This is a genomic window from Neolewinella aurantiaca (assembly GCF_008014675.1).
Classification (GTDB): Bacteria; Bacteroidota; Bacteroidia; order Chitinophagales; family Saprospiraceae; genus Neolewinella; species Neolewinella aurantiaca.
Genome location: NZ_VOXD01000014.1, coordinates 1 through 14,375 on the forward strand (window position 1 = coordinate 1; position 14,375 = coordinate 14,375).

Consider the following 14,375-nt stretch of genomic DNA (forward strand, 5'->3'; position numbering starts at 1 on the left):
GAGTATCAATTTACACGCTGATGGACCCAGTAAAGCTGGTGTTAAGCATAAACGAATGCGAGCGATGTGGTCCGATAAGGCCCGTGATAAAGTTTTTCTAGATAGTATGCGTTAGCCCTGCCCCCGGCCCCTCTCCTCGGGAGAGGGGAGACATTACAGGCGGCAAATTCGTGATAATAGTGCATTTGGTGATACACACCGCATGATGTTGCACTTATCAGCGCCCGGCCATGGTTTTGTCCCTCTGCCGTGCAGCACCGTACCGTGCCGTTTGCATCGCTACAGCTTCCGCACACCCGCACCGTATCTTTTCCATACGTTGAACAGCAGGCGAAAAGGCATGATTGCCGTAGCGATGATGGCCCAAATGCTGAAAAAGCGATACTCCGTTTTCAGGTAGCGGTTCATGATAGTCCCCGTGTCTTTATCGAGGTGCTGGATCAGTACGTCGGGCCCCTTTTCGTCGAAGAACAGGATGAAACTATTGAGGTACTGCACCATCCAAAAAATAAGCGGCAGGAGCAAAATGCTTAACGCTCCTTGGATCAGTAAATGGTCGCGCAACCAGGAGATGTCCAGAAAGAACAGGTAGCGGGTAAATGTGACCGCCACCACGATGTAAACGAAATTCGGCACCAGGTGCTGAAATTCCGGCAACTGCGTGTACACAGGCAGCAGCACCAGGCCCGCAAGGACGAGGGTGAAGGCCCACCAGATAAATTCGTAAAGAGCCGGAGTAGTTTTAGACATAAGTTTCTGGTCTGATGTTACAAACAGAGTGCAAAGGTGGGGCTGTTTTTCTTAGGAATTGTCATATAGTTATAAATTAGAAACCAGAAGCACCTGTACCAGGCGCTGGCAGATGACACCCCACCAGTGTCTGATTCCTAATTACCTAAATTCTATCTTTGCCTTCATGACTATCAACGATCTATTCCAGTACGCCCTGGACCACCCCGCTAATGTCCTCTTTTATTTTGCGCTCATCCCCTTTGCTGCCCTGTTGGCCGGCTGGATGGAGCGGGAAGAAGGCCACCTGCCACCATGGAACTACCTCTACTCCACGCTGGTTTATCTGGTCGCGGTACCGGCAATCTTATCAGTGGCCTACACCATTTACAAGTGGATGTTTGAACGAGGCAGCGTGATGGACGCCAACATCATGCTTCAGGTTCTGCCCGTTGCGAGTATGCTCCTTACGTTCTTCATCGTAAAACGACAGGTTCTCATCGAATCGCTCCCCGGCTTCAGTCGCCTCTCCGGCCTGGTGATCATGATTTCGGCGGCACTTGCCATTATGTGGTTCATGGACCGGGTCCGCATTTACACCTTCACTCACCTGCCCATCCAGTGGTTATTAGGTATTTTTGTTGGTCTGCTGATCATCATTCGTGTAGCCTGGCGACGGGTGGCCAAGTAGCCAGGCAGGCTGGGTGGCATCAACATGCGGTGCACCGGTAATACCAGATGGTGTAAACCACCGATAAGTCGTCATAAATACAAACAGGAAAGCACTACGGTATCACGCTCCTGCGTAATGGTTGTACTTTCCGCACACAAAACTGTTTCATGCGCCCTGTTTCTACTTTATTCACACTTTTCTGCCTTGCCTTCCTACTGTCTGCCACCAGCCTTTCGGCCCAGCAACTCGACCATCGTCAGGGCGAACTGATCGTTCAGTTGGGCGCAGACGTAGATGCAAAGAACTGGTTGACGGCAGTGCCCGAACTGACATCGTTTGAGCCCCTGGGTCGCAGGCTGAACACCTGGCTGCTCACCTACGACTTCAATGTCTATTCCGAAGCCGAGCTCCGCCGCAAATACTGGCCCGATCCTGCCGTGGTCTACCTCCAACGAAATCATTTTATTGAGCGCCGGGCAACTCCTAACGATCTTCGGTACGATGACCAGTGGCAACACGTCAATTCAGGTCAAATCAACGGACTTATTGGTGCAGACCACAACGTGGAATCTGCCTGGGACATCACTACCGGTGGCGTCACCATCAACGGAGACACCATCGTAGTCGCCGTGATAGACGACGGCGTCGATACCGACCACGAAGACATTGCCCCTAACCTCTGGATAAACCGGGACGAAATCCCAGGAAACGGCATCGACGATGACAATAACGGTTACATCGACGATTACCACGGCTGGAACACCTCCGAAGACACCAGTAATATTGAAGCTGGTCAGTTTGACGATCACGGTACTTCCGTTGCAGGCCTTGTAGGCGCTAAAGGAAACAACGAGGTCGGAGTGGCCGGAATGAACTGGGACATAAAGTTGATGATCATCAAGAACAACTTCATCAGCTTAGAAAGCGAGGTCATCGAAGCCTATAGCTACGCCCTCGAAAGCCGATTACTATACGATGAAACCAACGGCACCGAAGGCGCCTACGTTGTTGCCACCAACGCCAGCTGGGGTCGCGACTTTGGCAACCCCGATGATGCACCCATCTGGTGTGATCTCTACGATCGACTCGGCGAAGCGGGCATCCTCAACGCAGGTGCTACCGCTAACACAAACGTCGACGTAGACGAAGATGGCGACCTGCCAACGGCATGCCCTTCCGATTACCTGATTTCTGTGACTAACCTCAATACCGACAATCAAAAAGTTAACAGTGCTGGTTTCGGGCTTACCTCGATTGACCTTGGAGCCTACGGCCGCGATGCTTTTACTACCGACGTTGGCAATAACTATGCCTATTTCGGAGGCACTTCCGCCTCTACTCCCTCCGTGGCCGGCGCCATCGCACTGCTCTACTCCGCTCCCTGCGCGAACTTCGGTGAACTGCTTGTCTCCGACCCCGCTGCTGCTGCCCGACGGGTAAGTGCTGCACTATTAAACAATGTGGCCCCTAACGAGAGTCTTGCCGGAATTACCGTCACCGGCGGAGCACTAGACGTTGGCGCAGCAATGAGTGACCTGATGACAGCCTGCGATGCCTGCCTGGCCCCCACCAGTTTTGTTGCCGCTCCACCTCAGGGTACCGCCGATCAGATCACCGTTAGCTGGCGCGCCGTCGCTTCGTTGGACGCAGTGGATCTCCGCTACCGCATCACGGGTACCAACGAATGGACTACCCTCTCCTCCCCCACCTCGCCTTACGAGCTCACCGGCCTGCCCGCATGCGTATCCTACGACTTCCAACTCGTCGGCAACTGCGGATCATCCGCCGTAGAGACTGAAATACAAACCGTTTCTACCGACGGTTGCTGCGTTATCCCCGAAGACCTTACCATCGAAGCCGAAGCGGGGCAAATTTTCGTCGCCAACTACTCCGAACTACTGGCTGGCCGTTTCTACCGCGTTCGCTACCGCAAACTGGGCGAAGAGAACTGGCTCACCCGAACCTCCAACAACGGAACCATCGCCGTTGCCGGCAACATCGAACCCTGCACCGAGTACGAATTTGAGTTCCAGACCGACTGCGATACTTTTCAGACTGATTTTGGCCAACGGATGACCATCCTCAGTTTCGGCTGTGGCTCCTGCGAAGAGGCCGATTACTGTACCCCCGACGAATTCGACAACGAAACAGAATGGATTGGTGCCGTCAACATTGGCGACATCATCGTCAATGAAAGCGGAGCCGAGGCTGGAGCCTACACGAGCTTTGGCAACCTGACCGACCGGGCTTTTGTGCGTGGCGGTGTATACCCCGTTACGCTCACTCCCGCTTCGGCAGAGGGAATTCTGGCCGAAGAAGACTTCCGTATTTACGTTGACTGGGACCAGAACGGCCGCTTCAGCTCCACCGAAATTGTGCTGGAAATGGAAAGCGTAGCCGGAGAGCCGGTCACCGGGCTTATCACCGTCCCCGAAGATGCCGACCTCCTGCTGACCCGGATGCGTATAATGATGCAGTACCGGGGTGTTCGGGGCGGGGCCTGCCCCGTCAGTACCGGATTTGGCGAAGTAGAAGATTACTGCATCAACATCGCTGAAGCCGATGGTTGCCCCGCGCCCCGCGCCCTAACCGCAAGCTACGACAACGACGCCGGCCAGACGGTCTTCACCTGGCCCGCCAGTGCTGCCCCCGGCGGCAGCTACCGTCTGCGCTACCGCCCAACCGACTCGATGGATGACTGGGCAGAAGTAGACACCGACACCACCTATGTTAGCGTAGATGGCGCCAACCTGTGTGGCACTAATGAGATCGAAATCGCCAGCGTTTGCGACAGCGTCGCGGGCGTTTTCCAGGCTTTCGTCTTCGACAACGTTTGTACGGACACTCCTGACGGCAGGCTGGAAGCTGCCGCCTGGTCGGTTTTCCCTAATCCGGCCGCAAACCTTGCAACCGTTCGCTGGTCTGATGGCCTTCAGCCACGGGAAGTTCAGTTGTTTGACCTCACCGGAAAAAAAATCAGTACCTCTGCTAACACCTCCGGCACTTCTGCTACGTTAGACCTCAGTGCCCTACCCGCCGGTGTTTACCTTGTGCGGGTAATTACCCAGGATGGTCTTGCCGGTACGCGCAGGCTTATTCGGCAGTAATTACTGACCTTTTCGGTTCCGCAGGGCAGTGAGTTGCTTCGTTTCCGGAGGGAGGCGAACGCTCTTTGCTTTGTGTCTTGAGGACACATCATTTCCCTGCCTTCAGCGTAAGCACCGAACCCGCCCACAAGACCTACCTAGCTATGTACAGATTTTTCTACCTGCTGACCGTCATTCTCATCACCATTTTATGCCTCTACATAGGTCTGGCCTGGTGGGCACACGGATTGGCGGCGTTAATTCTTGCCCTCCTCTTTCCGGTGTGGAAGCGCAGCGGGTTCTGGCTGGCCTTCATTGCCGGGGTGATGGTTTGGGGCATCTACACCAGTTTTCTGCACCTCGACTCGGAAGGACGGCTGACCGACCGGCTGGCGGTCACTTTTGGGGTGGGCAACGGTTGGGGACTGGTCCTGATTACCGCCCTGTGGGGTGGCATCACTGCGGGCCTTGGCGGGTGGTTCGGCACCAGTCTCAGAAAAACACTGAAACGTAGTCATTTAGCGGACGCTAAGAAATAAATAACGCTTTACCCATCGTAGAAAAGCGACTGCTTAGACTAAATTTCGTTTCTTTAGCGCGACTAAAAACGGATTATGGATACAAGTTCATCTTCCCTTCCTAATGTGAAGGGCAATATTTTCGGGCAAAAACCCGCGCTTTTCGTTCTCTTCTTTACCGAGATGTGGGAACGTTTCAGTTACTACGGCATGCGGGTTTTGCTCGTTGTCTTCCTTGTAAAAGTTGCCTTTGGTGACTCTCCCTGGGATCGTGCGGACGCACTCGCTCTCTATGGAATTTATACAGGTTTTGTCTATTTCACCCCGATGATTGGCGGAATAATTGCCGACAAATACATCGGTTACCGAAAAGCAGTACTGGCAGGTGCTTTGATTATGACCCTGGGCCATGCCTCTATGGCGCTGGAAATCGACTGGGCTTTTTACCTCGGCCTTCTACTCCTGATTATTGGGAACGGACTTTTTAAACCTAATATCTCCTCCATTGTAGGACAGCTTTACGACAAAGAACCTGAACTTAAGGATGGTGCTTATACCATCTTTTACATGGGTATCAATGCCGGTGCCTTCCTCGGCATCATGCTGTGTAGCTACTACGGTGAGAGCGCAGATTGGGGCTACAGTTACGGTTTCGGCCTTGCTGGTATTTTCATGCTGATCGGTCTGATCCAGTTCTTCTTTGCACAGGGTATTTTTGGTCGGATCGGCCTTGCCCCTAGCGAACTTCAGGCATACGACGATGGCGTGGCTGCAGCCAATGCGATCGAGCCCGACGGAGCTATTCTGGACGGCAACCTCGCAAAAGGTCTCGCCACCGAAGAACTCCCTGAGGTCTCTCATGGCGACGGACAAGAAGGTCCGCGGGCAATCCGCTGGGCTATTATCGGCACTGCTATCGCTGCGGTGGTTTACTTCCTGATTGTTGCCTTCATGGAACCACAAGCTAATGCGCTGCAGACCTTCAGCCGCCAGTTCATGCCCCCCATCATTATCGGTGCTGTTATTGCTTTCGTTGGCTGGATTGTTTCAGACAAGTCGCTCCTCAAAGTTGAACGGGATCGGGTATGGTCTATCATAGTTTTCAGTTTTTTCATCGTCTTCTTCTGGTGGGCCTTTGAACAAGCAGGAGGATCTATGACCATCTTCGCCCTGGACTACACCGACAGAACACTGGATGCAGGGAGCGCAGGTACTTTCCGTATTGCGAACACCCTGCTTACTGTAGTTCCCGTCATGGTCCTTACCTATGTGCTGCTCAAGTTGTTCAGCATCACGTTCAAGCACTATTCCGTTGCCAACCTTGTGCTCGCCCTGGCTTTTGTCATTGTGTGGATATTGATTGGCATTATGCTGTACGAACAGTTCACCACCACGGAGCCTGAAGTGCCTGCGGGTTGGTTCCAGATTTTCAACAGTCTGTTCATTATCTGCTTTGCACCGGCTTTTGCTAAGCTTTGGGAAAAGAAAATTTCCTGGCTCAAACGCGGGCCGGTTAAGTTCGCAATGGGCCTCATCCTGTTGGGTATCGGTTTTGCTATTCTTGCCGTAGGCGCTCTTAGCATTCCCGAAGGAGCCAAGACTGCTCAGGTGAGCATGTTCTGGCTAATTGCGGCCTACCTCTTCCACACCCTGGGCGAGCTCTGTATCTCTCCGGTAGGTCTCAGCTATGTTTCCAAACTGGCCCCTGTTCGTCTGATCGGCCTGATGTTTGGCGTTTTCTTTGTCGCCAACTTCATCGCCAACTTCGCAGCGGGCCTTACGGGCTCCTACATCGAACCAATTGCGGATGAAATCGGCCTTAGTGGATTCTTCCTCATTTTTGCGGCGGTACCAATTACCGCTGGCTTAGTCTTCATTGCCATCTCCGGGTGGATGAAAAAAATGATGCATGGAATCGACTAACGACAGCGACCTCGGGCAGCTCACCATCATCGCCTACGCGCTTATGGCCGGGCTCGGCCTGTTCGCCGGGGTGGTTTACTACCTTCATACTTCTGGTTCGCAGGTTGGAAGCGGAGCAATTGTGAGCGAGACGACCGACCTGCTCATCGTTGGCGGTATCGGCCTGATGTGCCTGACGATGTCGCGCATCGTATCCACTAAGGTGCTTGCGGCTTTTCCGGAGGAAAAGCGGGCGGATAGCGACGCCGCGTTGAACGGTTACCGTTCGGCGGTCATTGTTCGTCTTGCGCTCCTGGAAGGAGCGGGTTTTGTAGCCTGTGTTTTCGCTTTGATCACCGGCAACCTCAACCTGCTTCTGATCTCCGGATTCATGCTGGTAATGATGTGGACGAAGCGCCCGTCTGCAACCGAATTTGCCCAGTGGCGGGGTTAATCACCCGCTGAATTTGCAACGTTAAAATGGCTGCTGTTCCGGAAACTCCCGGGATGGCAGCCATTTTTTTTGGCGAGATCGCAGGATGCAATGAACGGTTTTTGAAAAGAGCCGGACCTGAGTAAAACCAACTTGACTGAAAACATTCCCTGCACCTGCGGCCGCGCAAAAAAATCGGCCGCAACCAACGAACGGAGCTTAGGAGGTATCAATAAGCTGACAATATAAAAGGGTGCAACCCAGATTGTCGCTCAACCCCCTCCCGGCCTCCCCACATCGCTGCGCTGGGGAGGAGCAATCGCGACAATCTAGTTTGCGCCCATATAAAAAGACCGGCAGCCCAACCTACCTTTGCACCATGAACAAGAACCTGGCCAACGCTCTAAAATTCCTGCTCTTCATCGGAGTAGGCTTCGGCATCCTGTTTTTGATGTACCGCAGTCAGCAAACCGCTTACCTGGAACAGTGTAAACTTGATGGCACGCCCGCCGATCAGTGTAGTCTGCTCGACAAGCTGATCGCCGACTTCAAAAGCGCCAATCCCCTCTGGCTCTTGATGACACTGGTGGCCTTTTCTGTAAGCAACCTCAGCCGGAGCCTTCGCTGGAATATGATGCTGCGCACCTTCGGCAATACGCCCCGGCTCATCAACGCCTTTCTCACCATCAATCTTGGTTACTTCGCCAACCTTGGCTTTCCCCGCATCGGCGAAGTCGTACGCGCCGCGACAATGGCCCGTTACGAAAAAATCAGCCTCGAACGCGTAGTAGGCACCATCGTCGTTGGGCGCACTATCGACGTTGTGATGCTGCTGAGCATTACCGGCATTGCGCTGCTCCTCGGCCGCGAAAGGCTCTGGAATAAAGCCACTGAACTGGTAGACCTTGGCGACAAGGTGGAGACGCTGCAAACGCTCGTCATCTTCGGTGCAATCGCGGGCGTTTTGGTACTGGGCCTTGTCTGGTGGCAACGCGCCCGGATAATGGACAGTGCAATTGGCCAAAAGATCATCGGCGTTGTCAAAGGCTTTGGTGAAGGGATGCAGACTGCCCTGAAAGTAAAAAGTCCACTGCTGTTCTTCCTCCACAGCATCAACATCTGGATCATGTACGTCCTGATGACCTATTTCGTGATTCTTGCATTCTCACCTACGGCCGCCCTGAATTTCGAGGCAGCTCTGGTCACTTTTGTCTCTGGAGGTTGGGGTATCGTGATCCCCAGCCCCGGAGGGATGGGAACCTACCACTTCCTGACCGGAGAAGCACTGCAACTCTACGGCATCTCTTCTCTGAATAGCTTCAGCTGGGCCAACATCAGTTTCTTCACCATCAATGTTGGTTGCAATGTACTGATCGGGCTGATTGCCCTACTCGCTTTGCCGCGCATCAATCGGGAAGCGTGAGTTTCTGAGTTGGCGAATCTCTGAGTTGCCGCTGTTACCGCTCCTTTCGTTTCGCTTACTCGCCGATAGGGCCGAGGTCAACTCCTTCGGAATAAGCCATTTTGATTCCTGCCGCAGACAAAGCAGACTTGATGGCAGCATGAACCGCAAAGGTTCCTTCCCAGTAATCGTCTGGTGTTACAAACGGCCGGACTGCGACAACCACGTTGTGCGTATCGAATGATTCGATACCGACCTCCGGTGCAGGGTCCTGAAGGATTCCCTCTACCCCCCGAAGCGCTTCTTCGATAACCGATTTAATCTTAGGAAAGCTCTCTTCGTAACCAAGCAGAAGTGTCAGCTCCAGGCGGATGTGTCCTTTTTCGCTATAGTTCGTTACGACACCACTGATCACTTCACTGTTAGGAACGATAAGGGTTTTCTTACCCGGAGTAATGAGGATAGTATTGAAAATCTGGATCTCTTCGACCTGGCCGAAAAACTCGTCGGGTACTTGTACCCAGTCACCTATTTTATAAGGCCGGAATAAAACGATGATGATTCCCGCGGCAAAATTGCTGAGGCTTCCCTGAAGGGCCAGTCCGACGGCGAAGCCGGCTGCCGCCAGTATGCCCACAAAGGCGGCAACATCAAAACCAAGGATAGTAACTACTGCGAAGACCAGCATCAGTTTGAGCCCGATTCCTACAATAGATCCCAGGAAAGGGGTTAGATCCGCACCGATGCCTCTCTCCGTCATGCTTCGGACAGAAACGCTGACGACCTTATTGATTACCCTGATACCAATCAGCAAGATCAATAATGCAACAATGACTTTAGGGGCGTAAGCAATAACGGCATCACTCGCCATCTCCAGATACTCTTCTATCTTTCCTGTTTCCATAGTGCGAAAATAGTTAAATAGTTAGGCAGTTGAGCCAGGACTGATTGGCTTGCTATGCAGTATTGTGTACGTTCTCCATTGAAAGCGGAGATGCACGTAGTTAAACGAGATGGCTTCCAAAATCAGGGTTTCCGGACCGGACGTGGCTATTACTCACAGCCCATGTCTTCCAAACTCTGGGTGTCGCTGTTCGGGAAGCATACACCAGAAAGAACCTGTTCGGGCACGTAACGTGTAAGTTCTGCGTCGTAGAGCCCTTCGGCAAGGAAGTCGGTCAGCTCGTTCACTTCGGTCTCCGTCAGGTTGAGCGGATGAAAGAAGTCAGAGATATAGGCTGCACCCACACGCTCGTTCTCAGGAATGCCGATGTTGAAGTATTCTACTACCTCACGCAAATCAGTTTTGCTGCTTCCGTGGAAGTAAAAAGGCATATCCTTGGTGTTGTACACCTGAGGCACCTTAAACTTGTACATATCCTCCTCACGGCGGGTAAAGTCTCCACGACCAAAGTTCCGGTGGTCCTCAAAGCTGGTATTCTTAGCATCAGGATGGCTGACCAAATCCTTCACACCAATCGCATGGAAGGTATTTCCGTTCAGCATCGGGCCATTGTGGCAGCGGTAACAGCCAGCCTTACCGAAGAACAGTTTCGCTCCGTTCTTCTGGCTTTCGGTCATGGCATCCTTATTACCTCTCAGCCAATCCTGCCAAGGGGCTTTATTCGGGATGATGGTACGGATGTAAGCTGAAAGCGCGAAGCTCATAGCCACTCTGCCGTAACGGGCCTCGCCTTCAAAATCAGGAAAGGCCTGGTCGAACAAGCGGCGGTAGCCCAGCGTGTCTAGCAAATAATCATCGGTGCTCATCCGGTGCGTAATCGTACCATCAATATTCTGAGTTTCCAGACCGTCTAGTCCGAGGTGGTTCAACTCTGTAGTTTCGTCGTAAACGCCCCAGATATTTTCGAACTCAGCGTTAGAGCCGCGTGAACCGAAACGTCCGGCCCACATAGAATTGGTTACATACGCAACGCCAAGCATAGAAAGGGGGCGTGCTCCCTGTGAGTCAATCTGGTCTTCTTCATAGTGGCTGTCGATGACACGACCTGAACCAAAAGTTCCGAAGCCAGAGCCACCGTCTGCGATACCCTGGGCGGAGCCAGGGGTGAAAGCTGCTTCCGGCACATGGCAGGTAGAACAACTGAAAGTTCGGACATTCCTGGGATGCACGGCATCCCGACCAAGAGCAGTCTCGTAAAAAAGGAGTTTACCGAGAGCGATTTTTTCTTCGGTCAGGGGGTTACCGATTCCGGCAGGAATACCAGCAAGGTTGCTTCCATCCGGCAGGATGTAATCATCGAGTGTGTTATTCTCGCTAAGGCGGATAAGAGTACGCTCCAGCTCTGTGTCCAGGGGAGACACAGCTGTGTCGTTGACACAGCCAGAGACTGCGATCATTGCAGGCAATAGCAGCAATGATAATTTGAGTAATGATTTACACATGGGGAGATTACAATATGATGTATTAAAAGCAATTGTAGGCAGGTCGCCTTCACTGAGTTATGCAAACTTCACTTTGAACGGATCGTTTTGAGACTCAGTCGGCTTATATGACGTAAAAACTAAGAAAAAGCTACTAGGATTGACTGCAAATATACAAAATTCCTTCGCCCGCCCCGTTAAGATTAACACCTGGTTAGATGTTTTGCATGAAAATGCAAAACAATTTGTTTGCCGTCATTATATTTGCAACGCTGCGCATTGTCAAACGCTCCTTTTTTTATCCCATCCCTCCTCCCCTTTCCCGCAGCGTTTCTCCCCTCCCATTTACTTTTAGCCATGCATCCGGATACTTTTTCCCGGCTCGCTCTCAGTCGTATGCCCAACATAGGGCCAAAGCTTTTCCGAAACCTTATCCAACATTTCATCAGTGCAGAGGAAGTTTTCCGGGCGCGGACGCAGGAGCTCTGTGAGGTAGCCGGCATTGCCCAAAAAACGGCCGATTCCTTTGGCAATACAGACCGCGCCTTTCGCGAAGCCGAAACCATAATCCGTCATGCTGAACGCCATGACATTAGTGTGCTTTGCTGCCTGGACGACAACTTCCCCTCCCGAATGCAACCGCATACCGGTGCAGCGCCAATCCTTTATTATTACGGTGAGGCAGACCTCAACAACCCACGGACTGTCGCCGTGGTTGGCACCAGGGAAATGAGCAGCAATGGTGCCCGGCAGATTGAGCGTATCCTTGATCCTCTGACCAACTTCAGCCCACTGATCGTGAGTGGCCTCGCTTACGGCGTAGACATTTACGCCCACCGCCGCTGTCTTCAGGCCGGCCTCCCTACCCTTGCGGTTATGGGCAGCGGGTTTGATCGTATTTACCCTCAGGCACACGCCAAAACAGCTCTTCGGATGGCCGAAAACGGAGGAGGGGTACTAACTGCTTATCCTTTCTGGTCTAAACCGGAAAAGGACCACTTCCCGGCCCGCAATCGCGTAGTTGCGATGCTCTCCGACCTTACTGTCGTTGTCGAATCTGCTGCCCGGGGAGGTTCAATGATCACCGCCAGGATGGCCCACGATCTGGGCAAAAAGGTGGGTGCATGCCCCGGTCGTGGAGGTGACCCCCTTACTGAAGGCTGCAACAACCTCATCAAAACCGGTAAAGCCCACCTCATCGAATCCGCCGATGACATAATCGGACTCCTGGGATGGAAAGGTCATGTCGCTGGCCGCCAGCAATGTCTCTTCAAGAACCTTGATCCTTCTGAGCAGGCACTGATCGACCAACTCCGTGATCGGGACGGCGTCGAGATCGATGAACTTCGTTTCACCCTTCAGCAACCTCCGGCACAGTTAGCAAGCTTACTCCTCATGCTGGAAATGAAAGGCATAATAGCAGCCCTGCCAGGGCATCGGTACCGGCTTTGTTAACAGCTATTCTGTACGCCCGGACAATCACTAAACGGTTCATTGCCTTGCGAGCATAACATATGCATCGTGGGTAAAGCCCAGATATTCAGGTTGAATTATTAAGCCTTCAATCCCGTTAGCGCTGAGGGCCCACTCCACCCGCTCCAGGGAATCTGAATTCAACGTCAGCAGGCCTTCGACGTAACTAACCGACGAATACCGACCAGATAACTTACCGGCCTGCAGGCATTCGAACTCAAATGTCCCCTGATCAACCTTTGTACGCAGAACAGAATCGGTCTGACTATTTGTAATGGTGTACGCAAGGCTATACGACAGATCAGAGTTGAGTTCGAAGTTCATCGCGACGCATTCATCCTGATAGCAACTGGAAGCGCTGGATATGAACTTTGGGCTGCCCCAGGTGCCAGGCACCTGGCTGAAGGACTGAGCATCACAGCTCAAATCCTGCAGGTCATCATCAATACAACTGGCCGTGAGCATAAGCACAGAATACAGTACCAACGCTAATAGATGTCCAGCAGTAAACTTCATATCAGTTAAGAATGGCCTCCCTCGCAGCCTTCATCGGAATACCGATACACCGCTTCTCCATGTAGCTCATCATACGCAGCATAAGATCACGGGTGTCAGGATCAAGATCTTTGATTTCTTTAGCAAAAATCTGATTGACCGCGGTGTGCTTGATGGCTTTAATTTCCTGTGGCAGATGGCTCATTGCGCGCTCCAGCAGGCGTTGGCGGTAGGCTGTTTCCAATTCGCCGAGGTGCTTATGCAACACCCCGTGAGCACGCTTGATTTCTTCGCGGCGGAATCCCATGTTTTCTTCGGCGAGCGCACGCAATTGCTCAATGCCAACGTACTCGAACTCATGGCCGGCAACGGTGCTTTCGGCTACATCGGCCGGAACCCCCAGATCAATGACCACCTTATCCCTTGGATCATCCCCGGCCAGCAGCCAGTGGAACAATTCCGGAGTGACCGTTGGTTCTGCCGAACCAGTACAGACGATTAAGACATCGAAACCTTCCTCGTAGCTACTGATTTCAGACAGCGCATATCCGGCTCCCTTCGGGAAAGCATTAGACAGGTTCTGGGCCCGCTCCTGGGTGCGGTTGAACACCGTAAGGTGCTGGTGCCCGGCTTTTTTCAGGAACTTCGTGACCAGAAGGTTCGTTTGCCCTGCGCCAATCATCAGGATCCGGGCATCTGCTCCGGGCTGAAGTTTTTGCAGTTGTTGCATAGAGAGAGAAACGACAGAAACTGATTTCTCCCCAATCCGGGTACTGCTGTACACGTCCTTAGCTGCCAGAACAATCCGGTTGCAGACGATGCGGAGGTCATCTCCGATCAGTCCCCACTCCCGGCAACGCTCGTAAGCTTCCCGAAACTGTCCTAAAATTTGTCGTTCACCAACTACAAGAGAATCGATCGATCCGGCCACCTCAAAGAGGTGGTAAACAGCTTTCATTCCGGAAAGGTGCTCCATCTCCGCCATTGCAGCGGGGATGTCAGACGATGGCAGTAACGCCTCTCTGAATTTCTGGTCCACTTTCTTGTGCGTGGTAAACAGAAGGGTTATCCTGTTACACGTCGACAAGTAGAATATTTCGTCGACTTTTCCGTCTTCCTTAAGTGAAGTCAATCGCTCACGCAATTTATCCTCCGCTTCAAAGGCGGCAACAATGGTCCCGATCGCCTTCAGCTTGGCGTGACGATGAGTAAGGGTAAGAATGTGAACGTGCTGAAGCATAGATATAGTCCTGAGGCGGAATGCAAAGGTAAAATGCAG

Annotated in this window: 12 protein-coding genes; 7 read left to right on the top strand and 5 right to left on the bottom strand. The window is 52.6% G+C overall.

What is annotated here, in order from left to right; all coding sequences use genetic code 11:
* Positions 1-279 precede the first annotated feature (279 nt).
* Positions 280-750 (bottom strand): hypothetical protein, encoded by a 471-nt coding sequence (locus FUA23_RS10380; RefSeq protein ID WP_147930675.1) that lies wholly within the window; start codon positions 748-750, stop codon positions 280-282.
* 166 nt (positions 751-916) lie between these two features.
* Here FUA23_RS10380 and FUA23_RS10385 point away from each other — a divergent pair, with 166 nt between their 5' ends.
* From FUA23_RS10385 to FUA23_RS10410, 6 genes are all read left to right on the top strand, one after another.
* The gene (locus tag FUA23_RS10385; RefSeq protein WP_147930676.1) at positions 917-1,420 is read left to right on the top strand and encodes a hypothetical protein; all 504 of its coding nucleotides are present in this window, start codon (positions 917-919) and stop codon (positions 1,418-1,420) included.
* A gap of 149 nt (positions 1,421-1,569) precedes the next feature.
* Complete coding sequence (locus FUA23_RS10390) at positions 1,570-4,509, top strand: S8 family serine peptidase (RefSeq protein ID WP_147930677.1); 2,940 nt, start codon at positions 1,570-1,572, stop codon at positions 4,507-4,509.
* 143 nt (positions 4,510-4,652) lie between these two features.
* Entirely contained in the window at positions 4,653-5,027 is a 375-nt protein-coding gene (locus FUA23_RS10395) for a hypothetical protein (protein WP_147930678.1), read from the top strand.
* 75 nt (positions 5,028-5,102) lie between these two features.
* Positions 5,103-6,929 carry a peptide MFS transporter gene (locus FUA23_RS10400; RefSeq protein ID WP_147930679.1) on the top strand — a complete coding sequence of 609 codons (1,827 nt, stop codon included), beginning with the start codon at positions 5,103-5,105 and terminating at the stop codon, positions 6,927-6,929.
* Positions 6,916-7,362: a hypothetical protein gene (locus FUA23_RS10405; RefSeq protein ID WP_147930680.1), complete on the top strand. Its 447-nt coding sequence runs from the start codon at positions 6,916-6,918 to the stop codon at positions 7,360-7,362. Before FUA23_RS10400 ends, FUA23_RS10405 begins: the two co-directional genes overlap by 14 nt.
* 358 nt (positions 7,363-7,720) lie before the next feature.
* Positions 7,721-8,764: a lysylphosphatidylglycerol synthase transmembrane domain-containing protein gene (locus FUA23_RS10410; protein ID WP_147930681.1), complete on the top strand. Its 1,044-nt coding sequence runs from the start codon at positions 7,721-7,723 to the stop codon at positions 8,762-8,764.
* A 55-nt stretch (positions 8,765-8,819) separates the two neighbouring features.
* Here FUA23_RS10410 and FUA23_RS10415 read toward each other — a convergent pair whose 3' ends face one another.
* Positions 8,820-9,647, bottom strand: coding sequence for a mechanosensitive ion channel family protein (locus tag FUA23_RS10415; RefSeq protein ID WP_147930682.1), 828 nt, complete (start codon positions 9,645-9,647; stop codon positions 8,820-8,822).
* A 149-nt stretch (positions 9,648-9,796) separates the two neighbouring features.
* The gene (locus FUA23_RS10420) at positions 9,797-11,149 is read right to left on the bottom strand and encodes a cytochrome-c peroxidase (protein WP_147930683.1); all 1,353 of its coding nucleotides are present in this window, start codon (positions 11,147-11,149) and stop codon (positions 9,797-9,799) included.
* Between the two features lie 336 nt (positions 11,150-11,485).
* Here FUA23_RS10420 and dprA point away from each other — a divergent pair, with 336 nt between their 5' ends.
* Complete coding sequence (dprA, locus tag FUA23_RS10425) at positions 11,486-12,583, top strand: DNA-processing protein DprA (RefSeq protein ID WP_147930684.1); 1,098 nt, start codon at positions 11,486-11,488, stop codon at positions 12,581-12,583.
* Between the two features lie 36 nt (positions 12,584-12,619).
* Here the strand turns inward: dprA and FUA23_RS10430 are convergent, their stop codons facing one another.
* Both FUA23_RS10430 and hemA read right to left on the bottom strand, forming a co-directional pair.
* Positions 12,620-13,066: a hypothetical protein gene (locus FUA23_RS10430; RefSeq protein ID WP_147930685.1), complete on the bottom strand. Its 447-nt coding sequence runs from the start codon at positions 13,064-13,066 to the stop codon at positions 12,620-12,622.
* A 52-nt stretch (positions 13,067-13,118) separates the two neighbouring features.
* Entirely contained in the window at positions 13,119-14,336 is a 1,218-nt protein-coding gene (gene hemA / locus FUA23_RS10435) for a glutamyl-tRNA reductase (protein WP_147930686.1), read from the bottom strand.
* Positions 14,337-14,375: the final 39 nt, after the last annotated feature.